Source organism: Arcticibacter sp. MXS-1 (genome assembly GCF_041902385.1).
Taxonomy (GTDB): domain Bacteria; phylum Bacteroidota; class Bacteroidia; order Sphingobacteriales; family Sphingobacteriaceae; genus Arcticibacter.
Map to the genome: position 1 here is coordinate 329708 of NZ_CP169244.1, position 22866 is coordinate 352573.

The 22866-nt window shown below is 49.8% G+C and carries 21 protein-coding genes and 1 pseudogene; 12 read left to right on the forward strand and 10 right to left on the reverse strand.

Annotated elements, in window-relative coordinates; genetic code table 11:
• Positions 1-11 precede the first annotated feature (11 nt).
• The 3 genes from ACES2C_RS01240 to ACES2C_RS01250 form a co-directional block, all read right to left on the reverse strand.
• Entirely contained in the window at positions 12-3647 is a 3636-nt protein-coding gene (locus ACES2C_RS01240; RefSeq protein WP_374165212.1) for a SusC/RagA family TonB-linked outer membrane protein, read from the reverse strand.
• Between the two features lie 41 nt (positions 3648-3688).
• Positions 3689-4660: a FecR family protein gene (locus tag ACES2C_RS01245; RefSeq protein WP_374165213.1), complete on the reverse strand. Its 972-nt coding sequence runs from the start codon at positions 4658-4660 to the stop codon at positions 3689-3691.
• A 162-nt stretch (positions 4661-4822) separates the two neighbouring features.
• Complete coding sequence (locus ACES2C_RS01250) at positions 4823-5452, reverse strand: RNA polymerase sigma-70 factor (RefSeq protein WP_374165214.1); 630 nt, start codon at positions 5450-5452, stop codon at positions 4823-4825.
• Between the two features lie 271 nt (positions 5453-5723).
• On the opposite strand from ACES2C_RS01250, the gene ACES2C_RS01255 reads away from it, so the two are divergent.
• From ACES2C_RS01255 to ACES2C_RS01265, 3 genes are all read left to right on the forward strand, one after another.
• Positions 5724-6869 (forward strand): Re/Si-specific NAD(P)(+) transhydrogenase subunit alpha, encoded by a 1146-nt coding sequence (locus ACES2C_RS01255; protein ID WP_374165215.1) that lies wholly within the window; start codon positions 5724-5726, stop codon positions 6867-6869.
• Positions 6870-6975: 106 nt separating this feature from the next.
• Entirely contained in the window at positions 6976-8253 is a 1278-nt protein-coding gene (locus ACES2C_RS01260) for a cytochrome P450 (protein WP_374165216.1), read from the forward strand.
• A 49-nt stretch (positions 8254-8302) separates the two neighbouring features.
• Positions 8303-8869, forward strand: a complete 567-nt coding sequence (locus ACES2C_RS01265; RefSeq protein WP_374165217.1) for an NADPH-dependent FMN reductase — start codon at positions 8303-8305, stop codon at positions 8867-8869.
• A 43-nt stretch (positions 8870-8912) separates the two neighbouring features.
• Here ACES2C_RS01265 and ACES2C_RS01270 read toward each other — a convergent pair.
• From ACES2C_RS01270 to ACES2C_RS01290, 5 genes and pseudogenes are all read right to left on the reverse strand, one after another.
• A pseudogene (locus ACES2C_RS01270) lies at positions 8913-9466 on the reverse strand (dihydrofolate reductase family protein).
• Between the two features lie 167 nt (positions 9467-9633).
• A complete protein-coding gene (locus ACES2C_RS01275; RefSeq protein WP_374165218.1) occupies positions 9634-10563 on the reverse strand; it encodes a bestrophin family protein in 930 nt (309 codons plus the stop codon).
• A gap of 19 nt (positions 10564-10582) precedes the next feature.
• The gene (locus ACES2C_RS01280; RefSeq protein ID WP_374165219.1) at positions 10583-11071 is read right to left on the reverse strand and encodes a hypothetical protein; all 489 of its coding nucleotides are present in this window, start codon (positions 11069-11071) and stop codon (positions 10583-10585) included.
• A gap of 227 nt (positions 11072-11298) precedes the next feature.
• Complete coding sequence (locus ACES2C_RS01285; protein ID WP_374165220.1) at positions 11299-12657, reverse strand: sensor histidine kinase; 1359 nt, start codon at positions 12655-12657, stop codon at positions 11299-11301.
• Complete coding sequence (locus tag ACES2C_RS01290; RefSeq protein ID WP_374165221.1) at positions 12641-13339, reverse strand: response regulator transcription factor; 699 nt, start codon at positions 13337-13339, stop codon at positions 12641-12643. Before ACES2C_RS01290 ends, ACES2C_RS01285 begins: the two co-directional genes overlap by 17 nt.
• Before the next feature lie 218 nt (positions 13340-13557).
• On the opposite strand from ACES2C_RS01290, the gene ric reads away from it, so the two are divergent.
• From ric to ACES2C_RS01320, 6 genes are read left to right on the forward strand one after another with little or no spacing between them, the layout of a single operon-like run.
• Entirely contained in the window at positions 13558-14517 is a 960-nt protein-coding gene (ric, locus tag ACES2C_RS01295) for an iron-sulfur cluster repair di-iron protein (RefSeq protein WP_374165222.1), read from the forward strand.
• Between the two features lie 42 nt (positions 14518-14559).
• Entirely contained in the window at positions 14560-15369 is an 810-nt protein-coding gene (locus ACES2C_RS01300) for a DUF2249 domain-containing protein (protein WP_374165223.1), read from the forward strand.
• On the forward strand, positions 15366-16661 hold the full coding sequence (locus tag ACES2C_RS01305) for a hypothetical protein (RefSeq protein WP_374165224.1): 1296 nt from the start codon (positions 15366-15368) through the stop codon (positions 16659-16661). The genes ACES2C_RS01300 and ACES2C_RS01305 overlap by 4 nt, the downstream gene beginning before the upstream one ends.
• Positions 16648-16980 (forward strand): metal-sulfur cluster assembly factor, encoded by a 333-nt coding sequence (locus ACES2C_RS01310; RefSeq protein ID WP_374165225.1) that lies wholly within the window; start codon positions 16648-16650, stop codon positions 16978-16980. The genes ACES2C_RS01305 and ACES2C_RS01310 overlap by 14 nt, the downstream gene beginning before the upstream one ends.
• Position 16981: 1 nt before the next feature.
• Positions 16982-18199 (forward strand): hypothetical protein, encoded by a 1218-nt coding sequence (locus tag ACES2C_RS01315; protein ID WP_374165226.1) that lies wholly within the window; start codon positions 16982-16984, stop codon positions 18197-18199.
• Entirely contained in the window at positions 18196-18624 is a 429-nt protein-coding gene (locus ACES2C_RS01320) for an Rrf2 family transcriptional regulator (protein ID WP_374165227.1), read from the forward strand. The genes ACES2C_RS01315 and ACES2C_RS01320 overlap by 4 nt, the downstream gene beginning before the upstream one ends.
• A gap of 46 nt (positions 18625-18670) precedes the next feature.
• Here the strand turns inward: ACES2C_RS01320 and ACES2C_RS01325 are convergent, their stop codons facing one another.
• Both ACES2C_RS01325 and ACES2C_RS01330 read right to left on the reverse strand, forming a co-directional pair.
• Positions 18671-19165, reverse strand: a complete 495-nt coding sequence (locus tag ACES2C_RS01325; protein ID WP_374165228.1) for a hypothetical protein — start codon at positions 19163-19165, stop codon at positions 18671-18673.
• Positions 19166-19178: 13 nt separating this feature from the next.
• The gene (locus tag ACES2C_RS01330; protein ID WP_374165229.1) at positions 19179-20333 is read right to left on the reverse strand and encodes a zinc-dependent alcohol dehydrogenase; all 1155 of its coding nucleotides are present in this window, start codon (positions 20331-20333) and stop codon (positions 19179-19181) included.
• Between the two features lie 211 nt (positions 20334-20544).
• Here ACES2C_RS01330 and ACES2C_RS01335 point away from each other — a divergent pair, with 211 nt between their 5' ends.
• The 3 genes from ACES2C_RS01335 (at position 20545) to ACES2C_RS01345 (ending at position 22864) form a co-directional block, all read left to right on the forward strand.
• Positions 20545-20904, forward strand: coding sequence for a TfoX/Sxy family protein (locus ACES2C_RS01335; RefSeq protein WP_374165230.1), 360 nt, complete (start codon positions 20545-20547; stop codon positions 20902-20904).
• Between the two features lie 131 nt (positions 20905-21035).
• Entirely contained in the window at positions 21036-22667 is a 1632-nt protein-coding gene (locus ACES2C_RS01340; protein ID WP_374165231.1) for a glycoside hydrolase family 28 protein, read from the forward strand.
• An 83-nt stretch (positions 22668-22750) separates the two neighbouring features.
• Positions 22751-22864, forward strand: coding sequence for a zf-TFIIB domain-containing protein (locus ACES2C_RS01345; protein WP_374165232.1), 114 nt, complete (start codon positions 22751-22753; stop codon positions 22862-22864).
• Positions 22865-22866 lie beyond the last annotated feature (2 nt).

A 22866-nucleotide genomic window follows, 5' to 3' on the forward strand; every position in this document is an offset into this window, starting at 1 on the left:
TTCATTCATTATTAAATTCCAACCTTTAGTGATACCGTAAATTGTCTTGGCATGGGCAGCGCTACCCCTCCTGAACTGTAAAACTCAGGATCCTGCCCCCGCAGCTTAGAGTCGGAGTAGATGAGCCACAAGTTATTGCCCACCACGCTAACAGAAGCAGTGTTAAGTCCCAGCGATTTCACATACTTCTGAGGGATGGCATAAGAGGCCGTTACCTGCTTAAGCCTTACAAAACCTCCATCGGCAACGCGTACCGTTGAGTAATTATAGGTATTATACGGATACACGCTCTGCAGCTGATACTGGTTGGTTACGTCCAGGATGGAAGGCACATTGGTACGGGTTTCATCACCAGGCAATACCCAGCGATCAAGGAAGGCCCGTGGCATCGCATCCAGGTCATTGTAGCTAGGCTGGTCATTGTATAAACTGCTTTTGAAAGCAGGGCTCAGCCGAACCTTATTGCCGCCGCTGAATGTTAGCAAAGCCGATACCGAGAATCCCTTAAAGCTCACACTGTTAAACCATCCTCCGGTAAAAGTCGGATCAATAGGACCTGAGTATTTCAGGTACTGCGTCTGATCACTTTGGAGATAAACGTTATTGCTCTCCTCTCCCTTTTCATTACGGAATATCGGCGATCCATCCTTCGGGTTCAGACCCACAAACTCTACCGAGAACAATCCGCGGTAAGGATATCCCTCGCGAGGCCCCCCATCGGCGGTCACCATATCCCAGATCAAAGGTTCGCCTTTTAACCGGGTAATTTTGCCTTTGTTATATCCGAACGTCAGCTGCGTCCGGTAATCAAAAGACTTCCGCTTAATGATTGTCGCACCCAGCGCCACATCGACACCGTTAGATTCCATGTCGGCATAGTTAGCATTTTTGACGGTCTGCCCCCCTATTCCCGAGGTTCGGATCGGACTGATGAGGTCATAGCTCTGGTGGTTATAATAGTCAACCGTTAGTGATAGCCTGTTGTCGAGGAAGCCCGCGTCAAAACCAACGTTTAACTTATACTGCTTTTCCCAGGTAAGGCCCGAGTTGGCAAGCTGGTCAATGGAAATGATCGACTCCTGATCGAATGGACGCTTCGAAATGCTGTTCCGCAGCACCAGGCTCGAATTTGTCGCTTTCCCGAGATTGGCGGTAAGGCCGTAAGATGCACGGACCATCAGCCGGCTTAAGGCCTTCTGATTTTGCATAAAAGCCTCCTGATCTACGTTCCATGAACCGCTGACATTCCAGGTCGGCAGCCAGCGCGCAGTCTTGCTGCTTCCCATCAGATTGGAACCGTCATAGCGCAAAGTAGTACTGAAGTTATACTTGCTATCAAATGAGTAGGAGGCATTTGCCATATAAGCCAGAAAGCGGTCGTAACGCATTTGCATCTGGTAATACGACAAGCTGTTCTCTACCCCTCTTTTGATGATATTCGGATCAATAAAGGGGATACCACCCTTATCATATTGATAGCCATAGCCGTCAAACTGTTTGTTCTGCCGGTCGGCAGAGCGAAGCTCCTGCACACCCAGCAGCTTCACATTATGCTTTTCGTTGAAAGTATGATCCCATTCTACTGTGTTCCTCAAAAGGTAGTTCACAAGGTAATCCTCGTTGGTGTTGTAGAACCCTCCGTAAGGAAGGACCACAACAGGATCGGCTTCCGGATTGTTAGGATCTCTGTACAGGAACCTGTTCCTGCTCCTTATCGTTGCATCTTCTGCCGCCCTATACGCCATCGGCATGTTCGACTGCTCACGCACTTTATGTTCCTGATCAGTTTTTACATATCTCACCGCTCCCAAAAGGTTATACTTAAACCCTTTGAATATCTTGTAAGTAAAATCACCCTGAAGCTTCAAGTCGAGCATTGACAGGTCAATCGTATTGTTTGCCAGCTCGTTGATGATGTTGAATGGAGCATAGTTTCTCCTAAAGAACTCCAGATTGCCGTTCTCGTCATAAGGCGTTATCGTTCGGCTGGTATTGATCGAATAGCTGAATGGATTGATGTCAAAGTCCCGGTCGTACTTCCCGGTTACCGGATCACTTACCCGGCCAACAGAACCAGGAGCACGCTGATCCCGAATTGAGCCCTGAGAGATCAGTCCAAAAGAGATCTTATCCGAAACATTGAAGTCTGCTCTCACGTTTCCGGTAAAGCGCTTCACATTGTCGGCTATCGTCCAACCGTTATCCTGCAGATAGCTGGTCGATACATATAGCTGCGATTTCTCTGTCCCGCTAGAGACGCTCAACGAATGTTCATTCATGAACGAATTGTTAAACAGCACGTCAAACCAGTTGGTGTTCGCATTTGCATAGCGCTGCAGGAAAGCCGACCTGTTCTCGGGGGTATTCTTCAGGCCGAAGGCCCCTTTCGACTCATCAAACTGCGTGATCAGATCTGCCATCTTGGTAAACACGCCTCCGTTTTCGCTGCGTGATACGTCCGAATAATTCAGCCAGCCCTTTCGGTACAGTTCTGAGTACACCGACATCTGGTCCGCCGAATTCATGATATCGAAGGTATTGTAGGTAGGCTTGAGATAACTGGAAAAGTTACCCGTGTAAGAGATCAGCGGCTTTCCTATTTTCCCCCTCTTTGTAGTGATCACCACAACACCATTCATCGCCCGGGCTCCATAGAGAGCTGTTGCAGCCGCATCCTTCAGGATCTGAAAACTTTCAATATCATCAGGATTAAGTCCGGCAACAGAAGAACCGATAAGTGTGGAAGGGTCCCCTGTCGAAAGCTGCTCGTTTGAAATATTCACCACATCCTCCAGGATCACATTATCGACAACCCAGAGCGGTTTATTATCACCCGTTATCGAAGTGGCGCCCCGGACACGGATCTTAGGCGCTGCACCAAAAGTACCCGACACGTTCTGTACCGATACCCCCGCTACACGTCCCTCCAGCATCCTGCTTACATCATTAATCCCCTCCCGTTTGGCATCCGAAGCCTTCAGGGTAGTTACCGCGCCTGTAAACTTCCGCCTGTCAATACCATTGTAGCCTGTTACGATTACCTCCCTCAGCTCGCTCACATCCTCCAGCAGGGTAACGTTAATCGTTGTCCGACCATTCACTGCAATCTCCTGACTCTTAAAACCCACCATCGAGAAGACGAGCGTGGCTCCATCCTTTACACGGATGGAGTACTCGCCGTTCATACCAGTAGCTGTGCCATTCCTTGTTCCCTTTTCGAGTACATGGATACCCGGAGTGACTTCAGTTCCGGTCTTCGTTTTGATGGCTACGGTGCCCTTGACTACAATATCCTTTGACACCCGTCTTTCTTCAGGTGCTTTGTCTGCTTTTTTGAGGATAACCTTGTTATCGATGATCTTGTAACTGATGCCATTTGCCAGCAGCTGTTTCAATGCGTTCTCCAGCGGCGACGCATTCCGGTCCGCTTCTATCATCTGATCTTTGCTGATCTGAGAGGCATCATAAACAAAGCTCACCTGGTAATGCTTCTCCATGCTCCTGATAAAATCCTCAAGCTTCTGGACAGCATAGCCTCCGTGCTGGCTAGCCCCTGCGTCGGCATTAAAAACCAAACACAACAAGGCTGTAGCAAGCAACAAAAGCATTAGTCGCCGCTTCCCTTTTTTGTAAACGTTTTCATTCATAGTGATCCTGATTGTTTGAGTTTGTAGTTATAGTGTATTGATTATTTGCTTCTGACGGTCACCACCTCTCCCTGGCGGGAAAAGTCAAGCGAATAGGTTTCCTTAAGGATTTCAAGCACCTCGTCCAGGCTGTTATCCCTGAAGCGCGCGTTGAACTTACTATAAGACGATAAAGAATCGCTCACACGAAAAGTTACCCTGTAATATTTCTCCAGGCTTTGAAAAACATCATTAAGAGGGGCATCAACAAAGCTTAGCTCATGGGTCAGCCAGCCATAACTGCCTCCTCCCGCATCCTTAAACACCCTGCTCTGGCCTGTCTTGCTCCAATAGGTAAGCCCGTCACCCGCGGTAAGTATAGAGGTCGACTTATTGTCTGGCGCATCAAACCTTACCTTTCCAGTCCTGACGTTCAGGTTTACCTCCTCGTGTGTATTGCGAATGTTAAAGGAAGTACCCAGCACCGTCACAACGGACGAGTCAATATGGACCACAAAGGGATGTTCCGGATCTTTTTTGACTTCAAAAAATGCTTCCCCGTCAATTAAAGTAAGCTCCCTCTTTTCTCCCTTTAATTCCTGAGGATACCGCACCGTAGAGTGAGCAGCCAGATACACAAGACTGCCGTCTGAGAGAACCACTGTATCGATAAGCGACCCTGTGGTCCTTGTTAAAAAACGCTGATACGTAAAAGAGTGGAACGCCCAGTACCCAAGCACAAGCAAGGCAAGAGCAGCAGCAACGCCCGAATACCAGCGAACACCTCTTCCGCGTGCTTCATGAGTCTCATATCCCATCTTTCGCGAAAGACGGCCTACCGCTTCGCCGGGGTCGAGCATGTCGAGATCCTTCAGCTCCCCCGACATATGCCAAAGGTCGCTGATCTGATGAAAGAACTGCTCATTCTCTTCCGCCGAGCGGCGCCAGTGTTCTACCTCTTCTTTTAGACCGGGCTCTGATGGGTCGTTCAAATACTGAACAAGCTTAATCAGAAAAACTTTATTTTCACTCATTCCTTTTATAAACTCTACCCAAAAGACAAACAATCAACCCAAATACCCCTAGTTCAAAAAGAAAAAAATAAAATCCAACAAAACAACCTTAAAAAACAGAACGAAACCAACAATTACAATAGACTTTCATTAAAAAGACAAAATAAAATACGGACAAACGCACTATTCCATCACAACGAAAAGCAAAGGAAGCAAAACAGACAGAAGTCTAAGGCGATAAGCACCCTCTTTCTCGCGACTTTCCACAAGCAAACGCGACCGAAGAGTCTTTAAAGCATTTGCGATATGGTTTTCCACTGTCCGTTCCGACAAGTCAAGCCGCTCAGCTATTTCCCTATATTTCAAGCCCTCAAAGCGACTCATCTTAAAGATCTTTTTGCATTGAGCAGGCAGCCGTTCAATTTCGGCGTAGATAAGCTTTTTCAGCTCCTGCTCTTCATGCAGGGTTTCAATATTCGCATCCTCCATCCGCCGCGCAATCTTTTCGTGATGCTGCTCTATATTCTTCTGCCGGTTGATGTAATTGATAGACTGATTAATAACGGACCGGTACAGGTAGGGGCGCAATGCATACACTGCATCAAGCAGCGAAGGATCTTCCCACATCCTGATAAAAACATCCTGAACAATTCCCTCCGCAATAAAGACATCTTTCACATATTTGACCGATGCAAGTGCCAGGTTTTGAAAATAACCAGAATAAAGCAAGGTAAATATCTCATAGTCTGAATTCTTTATTCCGGATAATATCTGTTCGTCTGTTAACTCCTTTATTCCTCTTGTTTTTCCCAACTCGGTTTAGACTTATCAAAATACTAAGTTATAAATCCTGACGAATTTCCCCAGTTTTTTTTAACAAAAGCTTTGCTCTTCCATAACGATCAGCTAACAGGAGACCAAACAGAAGTCTACAAAGACCAAAACTACTTATTACGCCTGCATGAACGACCAGGTCACTAAGCAAGACACTTTTAAAAAATCAAAAAAACACTTGTTATAGTTAAGCAGGTTAATTAACATTGCTTAAACCAATTCCGGTCTCTCCGTACCAATAAACCGAGCCATGAAAATAGGCGTCCTAAAAGAATCAAGACTTCATGAAAACCGCGTAGCCCTCACGCCGGACACTTCAAAGCAGCTAATTAATAAAGGATTTGAGATAAACATTCAATCAGGGGCAGGACTGTCATCCTTCTTCTCGGACGATGACTACCGCACCGCAGGAGCAAAAGTGCTGTCAGCACCAGAAGAAGTACTGCAAAGCGAAGTCCTGTTAAAGGTCAATGCTCCAACCCCCGAAGAAATCGCGCAGATGACGGAAGGCTCTGCCTGCATCTCTTTGCTGTACGCACATACGCAGCCACAGCTCGTCCACGCGTTCAATATGGGCAAGATCACTTCATTTGCCATGGATGCTGTTCCCCGCATATCAAGAGCCCAGAAAATGGACGCACTCAGCTCTCAGGCCAATATCGCGGGCTATAAGGCCGTCATTCTTGCAGCCGATTACCTCGGCAAGATCTTTCCCCTGATGATGACTGCGGCCGGCACCATCAGCCCTGCCCGTGTACTTATTTTCGGTGCAGGTGTCGCAGGGCTCCAGGCAGTAGCCACAGCAAAACGACTCGGTGCCGTAGTGGAAGTTTCAGATGTAAGGCCTGAAACAAGAGAACAGGTAGAATCACTCGGCGGCAAGTTCCTCACGGTTGAAGGAGCAGAAACCGTAAAGACACAGGGAGGATATGCCAGGGAAGTATCTGAGGAATTCTTGCAAAAGCAAAAAGAACTGATCCAAAAGAAAATAAAGGAGGCAGATATCGTCATCACCACCGCTCTGGTGATGGGGAAAAAGTCGCCGGTCCTGGTCACGGCTGAGATGGTCCGCTCTATGAAAGACGGCTCCGTCATTGTCGACCTTGCGGTAGAATCGGGCGGCAACTGTGAGCTAAGCGAATACAACAAGACGGTGCGAAAACACGGCGTCACCATCGTTGGCGAAGCCAACCTGCCCTCTCTGATCCCGGTCAATGCGAGCCAGCTTTACTCCGTTAATATATCGGCGCTGCTGCTCCATCTGGCCAACCCCGAGGGCTTTCACTTAGACAGGGAGGAAGAGATCACCAGAGGCTGCCTGATCACCTGCGGCGGGCAGCTCGTACACGAGTTTACCAGGTCGATCCTCCAGACCCAGCCGGCAGTGCCGGCATAGGAAAAGCCCATAGTCCGCCTGGCGGTTATGCAAACGCCGGGCACTTTTTCCTTTTTTAAACAACAGCTCCGACCGCCTGTTATTCCATAACATCAACCAGAATAACATGACGACGATCCCTAATGAAAACCCCTTATCGGCCATAGCCGGACTATTCGGGGAAGGATTTACATTTATCAGCAACAGAAGAAAGAAATACAACTCCGATATTTTTAAGATCGGCATTCCGGGACTTCCCGTCATCTGCATCGGCGGGGAAGACGCCGCCCGCATCTTTTATGATCCCGAAAAATTCCAAAGAAAGGGAGCCGTCCCTCCGCCCATCCAGAAAACCCTCACAGGCGTTAACGCCATTCACACAACCGACGGCAGCGTCTTCCGCAGCAGAAAGGAGATGTTCCTGTCCCTGATGACCGACGAGAACATCGCCCGCCTTGGAGACCTGGTGGAATCAGAACTCAAGAGCGCCGCCACCAGGTGGGAAGCCCGCAGAAAGGTGACTTTATTTACCGAGGCAGCAGAAGTACTGTACAGGGCGATCTGCAAATGGAGTGGCGTTCCTCTGAACGAAGAGGATGGGCCTAAAAGGACAAAAGACTTTCTGGCGATGGTAGACGCCTTCGGTTCTCTCGGCTCTCGAAATATCCGGGGAAGGAAAGCCAGAAAAAGAACCGAGCGCTGGATCAGAAAGATTATCAAAAGCATTCGCGAAGGCAAGAGCAAAGCACAGCCAGGGTCGGCCCTTGCACTTACCACCTTTCACCGCGAACCTGATGGTCTCCTGTTAAGCCCCCGGCTGGCAGCAATAGAACTGATCAATATCCTGCGGCCTACTGTTGCCATCGCCTGGTACGTCACTTTCGCCGCTACAGCTCTCATTACATACCCCTCCTGCGAGTCAGCGGTGCGGGATAACACCGACAACTACCGGGAGCGGTTCATCAACGAAGTACGCCGTTTTTATCCTTTTGCCCCCTTTATGGGAGCAAAAGTAAAACAAAGCTTCAGCTGGAACGACTATACCTTCCCGGCAGGCGCACTCGTACTGCTTGACATGTACGGCACCAATCACGACGGCCGCCTTTGGTCGCGCCCCGCAACCTTCGACCCCGACCGCTTTATCGGCAGGGAGATTAAGCCATTCGACTTTCTCGCACAGGGAGGAGGAGACCCTCATAGCGGACACCGCTGCCCCGGCGAATGGATCACCATAGAAGCCCTGAAAAGGTTCCTTAAATTTCTCACATCCGGCATTGCCTATACCGTCCCCCGGCAGGATCTTTCCTTCAGCTTGTCGCGCATGCCAACTCTTCCAAAAAGCGGCTTTGTAATGGATCACGTCAAAAAGCTAAGCCCTGAAACTAAATTTCTTAACCTGGATTAAGTTTATTCTTCCGCTTTTTGCATTCATTTGCTGCAACAAAGCTTCTATTATGTATAACTTAAAGATTATAAATTCCACCACCCGCCCAGGAAGAAAAGGCATTATCATATCCTCCTGGATTGCAAATGCGGCAAAAGAGCATCCCGAGTTTAATGTCGAACTGATTGATCTCGGAGAAGTGAATCTTCCCATGATGGATGAACCCTTCCACCCTGCCATGCAGAAATACCAGAACCAGCATACCAAAGACTGGAGTGCAAAGATCGACGCTGCCGACGCATTCATATTTGTTACAGCAGAGTACAACGGCAGCTACCCTGCCCCTCTTAAAAACGCACTTGATTACCTGGTGAAAGAATGGGGACATAAAGCTGCAGGGATCGTCAGCTATGGCGGCGTATCCGGAGGAACGCGGGCAGCACAAATGCTCAAGCTTTCACTGAGCAGCCTTCGCATCACTCCGCTGGTTGAGTCAGTATCCATTCCATTTTTCGACCAGTTCATTAATGATGAAGACGTATTTGTTGGAAACGATATCACTGAACAGGCAGCTAAGGCAATGCTCGATGAACTTGCCCGCCAGACGGCCGTATTAAAAACACTCAGATCGAAATAAGACACAGCTAAAAGGCCAAAAGCAGATCGCTTTTGGCCTTTCCTTATTTTACTGACTCGTAATAAAGTCCTACCACGCCCGACCTGAATGCCCTGCTGCTCTTCAGCCTCAGGTTCAACCGCTCGCGAAGCTGGGCAAACAAGGGAGTTCCGCCCCCAAGCACAACCGGATGAACCGCCAGGTGGTATTCGTCGATCAGCCCCTCTTCGATAAACGACCGCACCAGGGAGGCCCCCCAAAGAGCCAGATATCTTTGCCATCCTCCTCTTTAAGCTGTTTCACCCGTTCAACATAGTCAGCGCGTTTAACCTGTTCGGCCTGCCCATCAGAAATGCCAGGACTATCTGAGAAAACAACTTTCCTCAAGCGGGCGATCCTTTCAAACATTATCCTTTCATCCTCAGAAGGAAAAGATGCAGGATCCTGACTTCCAAACAGCTCAAAGCTCTTCCTTCCAAAGAGAACCGTATCGAGCCCGTCCAGAAAAGCATCAAATCCCATGTCATCGTCCATAATACACCAGTCGTACTCGCCCTTAGGCCCCTCGATCAGACCATCAAGACTTACTGCCAGATTCAAAATGATTTTTCTTGCCATGATATTGCTTTAAGTATTCTCCCTTAAGACAAAAATAAAAGCCGCTTCGTTAAAACAAGTTAACAAAAGCACCAGCTCTCCATTTGACGCATCAGAGACCGGCATCACATAAAAAAACGCCCGCCCGGCACTAAGCCGGACAGGCGCAAACAGAGGCAGAATCTATACTATAAAATATAGAACACTTTCGAGTTGGCAAGAGCAGACTGCCCCAATTTTTCCTCCTGCTTATAGGTCTCTTTCAGCATTTGCTTAATGTCGCGCTCAATAGTCTGACAAATAGTCGTCATAGGCGTATCAGTAGGCTTATTCTCAAAGGGATCCTGCAGATGAATAGACATCTTCTCGATAAGGAAGAATGAGCAGGCGATAGCAATCACCAGCGGCACTTCCACAACCCCGAAGAACTCGATCAGCCCGAACGGAAGCAGCATAATGAACAAGATCAGCGAAAAATGGATGTACACACTATAGGTTTCAGGGAATACCGTATTCTTGATCCGCTCGCAGCCTCCCATTTCGTTTGAAAAACGGGTGAGGGTTTTATCCATCTCAACCTGCTGGTACTCATTAAGCCATCCCAGCTTATAAGCGCTCCTGATGTCCTCTCCATGCAATTCCAGAAGCGCAACAGGAACGTTGTTATACCGCCGTACATAATCAAGCTCTTTTCCCGAAATAAACTTCTCAAGCCCCTGCATCGGATCCTGCTTCCTCAGGTGCCTGCTTAAACTGTACACCCAGGCAATCTGGCGCTTGGCCATCCGCTCACAAAACGCCCGTTCTTCCGCAGTGGCCATATGCGTATCCACAAACGTGAGCAGCTGCCGCGTCAGCGTACGCGAGTCGTTCACAATAGCCCCCCAGATGGTACGTGCTTCCCACCAGCGGTCATAGGCCTGGTTCGACTTGAAAGCCAGCAGGAGCGAAATCACGGTTCCCAGAATAGTCGGAACTGCAATCGGGATCGAGATGCGGGTAAAATGAAATGTATTATAAATTACTGCAATCGCAATTGCATAAATACTCACAAAGATGATCTCATTCTTAATCTTCCCCGCGATATAACTAACCGGAATATTTTCTTTTAATAACATAATCTAAGCGTTTTAATGATTAACCAACTTCAGCCAATTCCTTTTTTCCGAGAGCAGGCTCATGCTCCACCCGCAGCGGGTTTACCATCCTGACCACATCAATCACCGGAAGGCCGCACCTCCCAACCAGCACCGCCGGATCCACACTGTACTTGTGAATCTTCTTCACGGCACAACTCACCGGGTTCATGATGTAATCCACTTCATGACTTTCCAGGAAATTGCGGAACATGCCCATGGTGCTCCCGTAGAAGAACTCCACTTTAACCGATCTTAAAGAAGGACAACGCTCTCTGATCACATCACACTTTTCGTAAAAACGATCGTCTACCAGCTCAAACTCGCTGCTTCGGCGCGACAACATCATCAGCTCACTCTCCGAATCCGAGAGCTTAAACATGTGGAAAAAGATCACTTCAATCTCATTCCCTTCGAACCTCGAACACAATGCCGGAATACAATCAGGGGCAGCGCTGTTAAAATCGGTCGGTATTAATATTGTTCTCATAAGTCGTTGTTTTAAAATTTTGACATCAACTATTTACGATTACAATGATACCGGGGGCTTATTAAAGCAAACTAAGGAGGTTATTAGAAAGTAATTAGAATAAAAGGCATCAGATATTAGAAACCTCACATTTCCCTAAGAAAGCCCACAGATCTCTCTCAGATATTACCTATCTGGTTTATAGACATTAGAACGTTCTTAGATTTAAAAGGAATCAGAACCGAAAATCACTTAAAAAGAGGGAGCAGGATCTGCATTTCTGTGCCGACCTTTTCCTCCGAGCGGATGCCGATAGACCCCTTATGGAGGCGAATAATATTAAGCGTAAGCGGCAGTCCGATGCCGTAGCCCTCGAAGTGCGTGGTGTTCGATGCCCTGAAGAAAGGCTCAAAGATATGAGGCTGCTCCTGTTCCGGTATGCCGATGCCGCGATCCGTTACCGAGATGATGATCCTGCTATTCTCGCTGATCACCTTAATACTCACAGGCTGATTATTGGAGTACTTACAGCCGTTGAGCACAATATTACTGATAGCCAGATGCAGCAAGTTCATATTGCCCTCCACATACATGCGCGACTCGTCCTCCGGGAAAGAAGAAAAATCAATATCAATGGTACCTTCAGGCTCTATTTTTCTGACCGAGTCAACCACCTGCCAGATCAGCTCATCAATACGGATCTTCTGCCAGTTCTGTTTCTTCCCGTCAAAACCCGACTGTGCCAGGCCAAGCAAGCTCGTCAGGATATGTTCCAGCTTCCCGGCTTCCGCTAAAATAGCCTTTGCAGAAGTCTCCGCTTCAGGCGGCAGTCCAGGCCTTGCCAGCAGGTATTCCGTCTCACTGGTAATGATCGCAAGGGGCGTTCTGAGCTCGTGCGACGCATTGCTCACGAAGTTGTTCTGCGTCTCAAAGGCAGTCTCCAAGCGGGTAAGCATGTTATTAAAAGTAAGCACCAGTTCGGCAATCTCATCCTTCCCCTTCACCTCCTCCAAACGTGAGTTCAGGTTATTGGCCGTGATCGATTTCACACTCCTGATAATGGCGCTTACCGGCTTGATGGTGTAATGAGAAAATACCTTACCGGCGATAAAGGCAAAAATTATAGACACAAAGAAGCTGATCAGCAGGATGCGCCTCAATGCCTCCAGCTCGTTGAACCCGTACGGGTCAGCAGCCGTCACCATCACAATATAGCGGCCGGTGGCAGTCTTAAAATATGCACCAACATAGAACCGGTTGCCATTGCTGTAGCGGTCCTTCCCCTTTTTCAGAATGTCCGAATAAAAACTCTCCGGCAATACCAGAGGTCTTTTAAAGTCGCCCGTAGCCGGGTCAAGCTTAATAATATAATCGCGCTCCCCATCCAGTTTCTCCAGGTAGCGCGTCCTCACATCATGGTACGCATCCGATCCCTCCTTGGGGTAAATAGTAATACGGGCCGTCAGATTAACCCTGGCCTCCAGCCTTTCAAAAAAGTCCTCAAAATTGAATTGCGAAACAAAATAAAAGATAGAGGCATTAAGCAGCAACAAGGCAACCGTAGATATGGCAAAGAAGAGAAGGGTGATCTTAGTTTGAATTTTCATTCACGGTCTCAGCTTTAAAAATATAGCCCATCCCAAACACGGTATGGATCAGCTTCACAGGATAGCCGGTATCCAGCTTCTTCCGCAGGTAGTTCACATACACGTCCACCACATTGGTTCCCATGTTAAAGTCGATGTCCCACACATTCTCCAGGATCTGGATGCGCGATAAAACCTTGTTCTGGTTCTGTATAAAAAACTCCAGCAGCCTGTACTCGGTAGCCGTCAGGCTGATCTGCTTCTCTCCCCTCCTGGCTGTTTTCGAAACCGTATCCACTTCCAGGTCAGCAATTGACAGCACACTCTTTGCCGTTCCCGAAGCCCTGCTTCTTCTGATCAGCGAGCGGATACGCGCTTCCAGTTCCGCAAACTTAAACGGTTTTACCAGATAATCGTCCGCTCCGCTGTCTAGGCCGGTCACAATATTCTCGGTACTGCCCAAAGCCGTCAGCATCAGCACCGGCACATCCGCATCCTTTTTCCTGAGCTCCTTGCATACCTGTATGCCGTTCATCTCCGGAAGCATGATGTCTAAAATAACAAGGTCGAAGCTATGCTTAATTGCCATTTCAAGACCAGTGCGGCCATCAGCAGCCACACTAATCTCCATTCCGGCCTCATTGAGGCCCCTAACTATTACAGATACCAATCCTGGCTCATCCTCTATTAGCAATATCTTCATATAAACAGTGAGTCCGAAAATAACACCGTAAATACCACATTGCCGGTGTCGTCCGCATAGTTTACGGTAGGATGACTAAAAACACCTGCAGGCGAAAAAAGATTTAAAAATCTTTTAATTCCAGGACAGCGACAAAAAGGGTGACATAATTATTACAGAGCATGCTTTGATCGATTCTAAATAAAAGATACATTTGTCTTTTATTAAACAAAACAGCAATGCAGAATACAGACATCCTCGATGTTACACTCATCGAACCCCGTTTAAAACATCCTACTATTTTCGAAAAGTTTGACTCTCTGAACGCCGGAGAGGCCTTCACCATCCATAATGATCACGATCCCAAACCCCTTTACTACCAGTTGCTGGCAGAAAGAGGCCAGACCTTCACCTGGCAGTACCTCGAGAACGGACCTGAATGGTGGAAAGTACGCATCAGCAAAATGGCCGAAGGACAGAAAGAAGAGACCATTGGCGAACTGGTAGCAAAAGACTATCGCAAGGCCCAGGTATTTAAGAAAATGGGTATTGATTTTTGCTGCGGAGGCAAGAAGACCCTAACTGAAGTCTGTAACAAAAAAGGGATCGATATACACCAGGTAGAAGCAGAACTGGCCTCTCTTGACCAGACCAGCGGCAGCCCCGCACACAACTTCCAGAACTGGGATCTCGACTTCCTCTGCGATTACATCATCAACACACACCACCGCTACGTAAGAGAGAACATCCCCTTCCTTAGCGAGATATCACAAAAAGTAGCACGCGTGCATGGCGACAGGCACCCCGAGCTTGTCAAAGTAGCAGAAGTATTTGCAGCCATCGCAAGTGACCTTAGCATGCATCTCATGAAAGAAGAGAATATCCTCTTCCCTTACATCAAAGAGATGGTGCTGGCACAAAAAACAAAGATGCCGCTTCCCGAGTCGCACTTCGGACAAGTAGCCAACCCCATCACCGTCATGGAGCAGGAGCACGAAGGTGCAGGCGAAGACCTCAGCGAGATCCGCGAGCTCACATCCAACTATGCATTACCTGCAGACGCATGCACCTCGTACAGGATCCTCTTCCAGAAACTCGAAGAATTCGAAAACGACCTGCATCAGCACGTACACCTCGAAAATAACATTCTGTTTCCCAAGGCTATCGAGCTGGAAATCCAGTTAAAGCAAAACGCCTGATCAGAAGCAGACAACAGCGCAGCGGGGAATAAACTGAAGAACATGACCATAGATCGCAACACCACCATCAAGCAGCTGCTCCAGCACAAGGAAGAGGAGGTTATCGCGGCGCTTGTCAAACTCAACAGCAACTTCAGCAAGCTGAAGAACCCGCTGCTCAGGAACCTGCTGGCAAAACGCGTCTCCATAGCAGACGCCTGCAGAATTGCAAAATGTAACGTACACGAATTCCTGCGAACCATGCAATCAATCGGATTTCAACTATACGACGAAGCGGCAAAGCCACAGCAGGAGAAGGCCACCCTGTTTGCCCCGCCTGCTCCTGAACAAACCGAGGAGCTCGACGTAAGGCCTATCCTCGAAGATGGAAAAGACCCGCTCAAGCTCATCATGCATAAGATCAATGAGCTGCCGGAAGGAAAAGTATTGAAGATCATCAACACCTTCGAACCCCTGCCCCTGATCAATCTTCTGGCAAAGAAAGGCTTCCAGGCCCATACGGAGCGACAGGCGCCCGACTATGTGCTCACCTGGTTCTACCGGACAGACCAGCAGGTGCAGCCGGCAAGCGAAAAAGTGGTCACAGCTGAAGCCCCGGCAGAAAACTTCAATGAACTGCTCAGCCGCTTTCAGGGCCGCCTGCAAGTGATCGATGTGACGATGTACGAGATGCCCAAGCCCATGATCACCATCCTTCAGAAGATTGAAGAGCTGGAACCGGGCGAAGCACTCTTCGTATACCATAAGAAAGTCCCGGTCTACCTGCTGCCGCATCTGCACGACAGAGGCTTCAACTACCTCATCCAGCAAGAAGACGAGCATAAGGTTTCCCTGTTAATCTATAAAAAATGAACAGCCAGGCAAAGCAGCGCGGACTGTATCCGCTGGTCATCAGCCATTATCTTGCATCAGCCATCTTCTTTGTCATCCTGTCGCTGATGCTCTTTCTCTCAACCAAAGAGCTTGCGGGCCATTACTTTCACCCCAGGCTGCTAGCCATTACCCATATGGCGGCTCTTGGATGGGGCACGCTCATCATCTTTGGTGCAGCCTATCAGCTCCTCCCTGTGGTATTCGAAACCGAACTGGCCAGCATCAAAATGCCGTGGATCAGCTTTGTCCTGTTCCTGGCAGGCCTGGCACAACTGGTCTGGTCCTTCTGGGAATTTAGTCCCGGCAGGCTGATGCAGTCGGGCGGACTACTCATCCTGCTGGCTATCCTCCTGTTTGCCATCACCGTATTCCGCACCTCGCAGCAGAGCGCAGCCCGCGGAAACATTCAGCAGAAGTTCATCGTCACCTCCTGCCTCTGGCTGTTCCTCACCGCCCTGCTCGGCGTGCTGCTGGTGTTCAACTTCAACTACCCCTTCCTCCCAAAAGATCACCTCAGCTTTCTCAAGCTGCATGCCCATATGGGCATCGGAGGCTGGTTCCTGATGCTCATTATCGGCGTAAGCGCCAAGCTCATTCCCATGTTCCTGGTCTCCACCAGACAAAACGAGCGGCTTCTCCGCCAGAGCTATTACCTCTGCAATGCAGCACTTCTGCTATTCCTCACAGACACATACCTCTGGGGGATCAATCGCAAAACCGCTGTTATTGCCCTGCTCCTGCTGGCCGGTTTGCTCTGCTATGCAGGCTATATCGTCACCTGCTTCCGCTCCCGGCTTAAAAAACAGATCGAGCTGCCCATCGCCAACACCATTCTGTCATTTATACTGATGGGCCTGGCCGTCGTGGTCCTTCCCTTCGTCATCCATTACCACCTCAAGGGCGACCCCCGTAGCATCCACTACACCACGCTGTACGGCTCACTCCTGTTCATGGGCTGGATCAGCGCGCTCATCCTCGGTCAGACCTTCAAAACCCTGCCCTTCATTGTATGGGTGCAGAAATATGAGCATCTGGCAGGGAAACAAAAGACGCCCCTTCCAGCGGACCTCTACAAGCAATGGCTCCTGCAGTTGCAAACCGGCTTCTTCCTCTCCTTCTGTTTCCTCTTCTTTGTGGGATGTCTTTTCAAGCTCGAAGTACTCATGGGAGCCGGCATTGCATGCCTCATCCTCACCTCCCTCGCATACACCATTAACCTGGCGGCCATCCTTTTACACCGGTCAAAAACTATTCACCATGAACGACTTTAATATTACCGACAGCTCTTCATTCGTTAAAGTAAATGTAATGGAGACCCTGCGCACCATTCCCGACCCGGAGCTCAATATCAACATTGTCGACCTCGGACTCGTGTATGGAGTAGACGTAAACGAGGCAACAAAGCAGATAAGCGTAACCATGACATTGTCGTCAAAACACTGCCCCGTCGGATCCGCCATATTAAAAACGGTCGAAAACAGCGTGGCGCACAACTTCAGCGACTATCAGGTGGAGGTGATCCTCACCTGGGAACCTGTATGGAACTACGACCGCATCACCCCAGAGGGCCTGCGGCAACTCGGAAGATAAAATGGACTGGCTGGCAGAACGGAAATACCCCATGTGGGCAATAGCAGGATTCGTGATCCTCTCGGTCTTCGGTGTGACCCTCCGCCTCCTGTTCGTCAGCCCGGTGCCAGCACTCAACTACAGCTTCCTTCTGCACGCCCATTCCCATTTCGCATTCGCGGGATGGATATTCCTGGCCCTGGCAATACTGATCATCGCCACCCTGCGGCCTCAAAGCGTATCAAAACCACTCAACCGCACCCTCATCCTCACGCTCATCAGCGCCTTCGGCATGCTGATCAGCTTCTCATTTCAGGGCTATAAGGCCATCTCCATCAGCTTTTCCACGCTGTTCATTGTCGCCAACTTCTGGTTCAGCTACCTTATATTCAGGAGCAGAGACCTTCAAAGCACGTTCAACGGCCCGGCTCGCAGGCTGCTAAAAGCCTCGCTGATCTTCCTTTGCCTCTCCTCAGCAGGACCATTCGCACTGGGCCCCCTCATGGTCACAGGCCATAAAGACAGCCCGCTGTACCATAACGCCATCTATTTCTATCTGCACTTTCAGATGAACGGATGGATGCTTATGGCCGCCCTGTCCCTTCTGCTCAACCGGTTCACCATCAGCGAAAAAAGCGCCGAGCAGCTCCGTCGCTGGCTAAACGCCTTTATCTGGAGCACCGTTCCGCTTTACCTCATCTTCACCCTGTGGAGCAGCAGCTCAGACTGGGTCAGAAGCATTGCCCTGCTGGCCGCACTGCTCAACCTCCTCAGCTGGATACGCATCCTGATCTTCATCGGGCAGTGGTCAGCCCGCATCCCCTTTCTGCTGCGCATCGCCATCCTGGCCCTCAGCATAAAGATCCTCTTCCAGAGCCTGGCGTGTATACCCTCCATTGGCGATTGGGTATTCTCCCAGCGCAACCTGATCATCGGATACATCCATCTGCTCACGTTGGGAGCCATTACGCCCCTGATACTGAACAGCTCCAGCGAGCGGCAATACCTCCAGGGCAGGCAGCTGCAAAACCTCCACATTGCATTCGTCATCACGGTGGTCCTGTACCTGATCCTGCTCTTCATACAACCCCTGTTATCACTATTTCAGATCCTCATACCAGGCTATCAGATCGTTCTGCTTGTCTTCTCGGTCATCTTCCTTATTCTGGGGTGCATTTACCTCCGGATGATACCCTCCAAAAGAAGCAGAATAAGTAGCTTTGCAAACACAACAATATGATACTTTCCAAGTCCTGCGAATACGCCATCCGGGCAGCAGTTTATATAGGATACAAAACCACCAGGGGAGAAAAGACCGGCATTCCCGAGATAGCGGACGCTGTAGGATCACCCATGCATTTCACCGGGAAGATCCTCCAGACCCTGTCGCGCAAAAAAGTCATATCCTCCAGTAAAGGTCCCAACGGAGGCTTCTTCATTGAAGATCCCACCTCGCTCTATCTCGTCGATATCATCAGAGCCGTTGACGGCAATGACCTGTTCAGTTCCTGCGTCATGGGACTCAAGAACTGCTCCGACTCCAAGCCCTGCCCCATGCACTCGCAGATCAAGCCGATACGCACCCAGCTGCTCATTGAGTTCAGCAAGAAGTCCATTCACGAGCTCATACAGGATTACGAGCAGAATAAATATTTTCTGAAGTAAGGATAAGGATCTCCGGAAACAAGGACGTTCCCGGAGATAACACTATTTAGTACGATTTCTTCTTTTTTCGCAGAAGAAGCGCCACAACAGCAGTCGTTACCAGCGTTCCCACCACCACTTTCTGCACCAGCGCCTTCCGGTTGTACTTCCACTCGGCAGTCCAGCCCCGTTCCGCAAAGATATTCGGAACATGCCCCGCCCTCAGGTCTTCAATCACCCCTTCCACCATGTTCACACGGTCGGCCAGGATTAGGGTCAGCCAGTGATTCCAGTTCGACTCGCTGTACTTGAAGGCATGCCGTCTGATGGCACCGCTCAGTCCCGAAGGAGGAGCCGCCGTCCCAAACACCGCACTCAAGTTCGGGCGTTCATTCGAATGCAGGATCTCAACAGTCTCCGGCTGCAGCGGAGGCCGCACCCAGTTCAGGCGCTTATGATCGTCGCCCGTATATTTCTTCATCGGATAAGTAGGCTCGTTCTCCGGATCCGCGTCTACACCCCAGCCCGGAATATGTGTATAATCATTCGTGTTATTTTCCATAATACTTTCCTTTCTAGTTACGTGCAGATGGCGGAATAAGAATTGGCTTAATACAGTTATCGCGCTTCGCAGAAAAGATATGATACGCTTCCGCAACCTCCTCAAGAGGAAGACGATGCGTAATGATCTCCTTCGGATTCAGGTAGCCCGACTGGATATGACTGATCAGCCTCGGCAGCAGCCTCTTCACCGAAGCCTGGTTAGCCCGGATGGTAAGTCCCTTGTTCAGCACATTGCCAATCGGGACCACGTTACCCGTAGGGCCATAAACACCCACGATCGACACAATACCACCCTTTTTCACCGAGTTAATAGCCCAGTGCAGCGCAGTAGCCGCACCCGCCTGCATCATCAGCGTTTTCCCCGTAATGCTTTGCGCCGCACTACCGGCAGCATCGCCACCAACGGCATCAATACAAACATCAGCGCCCAGCCAGTCAGTGGTCTTCTTCAGGAACAAAACCGGATCCTCCAGCGAGCGGAAATTATAGGCCTCACACTGCGCATATTTCCGTGCAAATTCAAGACGATATTCCAGATGGTCGATGATGATTACGCGTCCCGCACCAAAGAGCCAGGAGCACTTAGCCGCCATAATTCCCACAGGGCCAGCACCAAAAACAACCACCGTGTCGCCCTGCTTAATGCCCCCCATCTCCGCAGCCTGATAACCCGTAGGCACCACGTCAGTCAGCAGAACAGCATCATCATGATCCATATCAGCAGGGATCACCATAGGACCCACATCCGCATAGGGAACACGCACGTATTCAGCCTGCCCGCCGTCGAAACCACCGGCAGTATGCGAGTAACCAAAGATCCCTCCCACGGCCGTAGCCTCCGGGTTCGACTCATGACAGTTGCCATAAAGCTCCTGTTTACAAAAAGCACACTCGCCGCAAGCAATATTAAACGGGACCAGCACATGGTCGCCCACCTTAATATTCTGCACCGTAGGGCCAACCTCTTCCACCACGCCAATAAACTCATGGCCAAAGGTGGTGCCCACACGCGTATCCGGCACAAGGCCATGATACAGATGAAGGTCCGAGCCACAGATACAGGACCGCGTCACACGGACAATCGCATCATTCGGATGGAGGATTTCGGGATAAGGTTTATGGGAAACGCGGACTCTAAAAGGACCGCGGTAATTCATAGCTAGCATCTGATCATCCTTTCTTTTTTTAGTTTAAAACATCCAGCTGCCTCACAGCCAGAGCTGCAACGACGCTACCAAAGATGTAAAAAACCGTGCCATCAGGAAAAGAGCCCCCCAGTGCAACAGAGCGTACTATGCCTGCCTGAATTTCTATGCACCCTGCTAGATTTTCAATACAATACTATTTCTTATTTTTAAGTACATTAAACCAGTACCCATGCAGAATCATGAATCATTAGCAAGCCGCGTACGCGAGATGCTGGCTGAGCTCCCTCTCGCAGTAGAAGAAAAAACGATGTTTCAGGGAATCACCTTTATGGTGGATAACAAGATGCTCTTATGCATAGGCAAAAATGAGTTTCTATTCAGGATAGGAGAAGATCAGGCCAGGATAGAGCTCGAAAGAAGCCCTTGCAGGCAGATGATCCATAGCGGCAGACTGATGAAGCACTTCGTGTTTGTAGATGCAGCTGATATTAGGAAAGACGCCGAACTGAGGTACTGGGTTGATCTCTGCCTCCGGTTTAACAGCCAGGCAAAGCCCTCAAAAAAGAAAAAAGGTAGAACTGACACGTAACACTGCGGTTACCAGTCATTGTCTATTTTGATTTTCCAGAAAAGAGCCTTTTCTTTGGCCCCTGAACACACAAACAACAGCGTTACAGGCGATATCCGGCCCGTAGTGCCCAACCCCTATTAGAACGAACGATGACACAAGCAAAGCGTGCAGCAGGAGCAGGAAGACCAAAGACAAGACTCGCCACAGCTGCACTATTCCTCATGCTGACCGCGATCAGCTTCAGCAGCACAACCACCGCAGCAGCCATAAAAGACTCCCTGCTTACCAGGGCACAAGTAGGCGCATCGGTATTGCCAGCAGAGATCGCCCCGGTGAAAGCCCCCTTTAAGATGCCGGTCTTTAAGAAACCGGCCTTCCCGGCCCTCCGCCTTTCCATCGCAGAAAAAGGAGCCCGGCAAAATGAGCTGAGCACAAAAGAGATCCAGGCGACCATTGACGAAGTGAACCGCCGGGGCGGAGGCACAGCCATCATTCCCAAAGGCACCTGGAAGACCGGGCGCATCAGCCTGAAGAGCAATGTCAACCTCCATATTGAAGAAGGAGCCGAAGTATACTTCAGCGGCGAAGTAGAAGACTACCGCCCCGCCGTATTCACCCGGAACGAAGGCGTAGAAGTGATGTCCATGGGCGCACTCATCTATGCAAATGGTCAGCAGAACATCGCCCTTACCGGCAAAGGCCGGTTGATCGGTCCTCCCGATGGATCAGTCAGGAAGCAGGTGATGAAGTCAGACGTGATCGAGAATATCATCAATGCAAACACCCCTGTCTCAGAACGCGTGTACGAAGGCCATAACGGAAGCCCCATCCTCCTGCCCATGTTCATCTCGCCCATTAACTGCAAGAACGTCTATATTGAAGGTGTATCCCTCGAACGGACGGCTTTCTGGAACATCGTTCCCGTATATTGCGACGGTGTAATCATCCGCGGAGTTACAGTCCACTCCGTAGGCGTCCCCAGAGGCGATGGGATAGACATCGAATCCTCCCGCAACGTCCTGATCGAATACTGTACCCTTGCCTGCGGCGATGACTGCTTCACGATCAAAGCCGGACGAGGAGAAGACGGACTACGGGTCAATAAACCAACCGAAAACGTAGTGGTACGCTATTGCCTGGCACGCGAAGGCCATGGCGGCATTACCTGCGGAAGCGAAACCGCCGGCATGATCCGCAACCTCTACGTACACGACTGCGTATTCGATGATACAGGCGTAGGCATCCGCTTTAAGACCAGGCGCGGACGTGCAGGCGGAGGCGAAAACCTCTATTACGAACGCATCCGCATGAACCTCAAAGCCACTGCCCTCAACTGGGACATGCTGGGCAGCAAGATGTACGTGGGCGAACTCGCCACCCGTCTCCCCGCCCGTGAAGCCGACCGCCTCACTCCCCTGTACCGCAACATCAGCATCCGCAATATCCTGGTTGAAAACACCACCCAGTTCCTCAAGATCAACGGCATTCCCGAATCTCCGCTGAAGAACCTGCTGGTAGAGAATGCGGAGGTCAACTGCGACAAGCTCATCATCGCCCGCGATGCTGCCGGCATCCAGATCAGGAACTCCACCATCCGCAGCAAGGACGGAGAGATCGAAGTGCTCGATGGCCGCAATATCCTGTTCGACAAGGTAAAGTTCGTAGTACCCGGCGATAAGCTGAGCACAAAGATCGAAGGACCTTTGTCAAAAAACATCCGATTCAACAACTGCAGCCCCGCAAAGCCTGCCGACTGGAAGGCAACAAGCATGAAGCAATAAGTAACGATGTAAAATTTTAGTGCCTGGCACCTGACCAGGCAGCCGTATCGTTATACTTGTATTGTTTAACTCAAAGAACCGATATGAAATGTCCAAACTGCAGTCAGACCCTACTCATGACCGATAAGAACGGCGTGGAAATAGACTATTGCCCCGAATGCCGGGGAATCTGGAGCCAGCGGTCAGAAATCATGTAGTA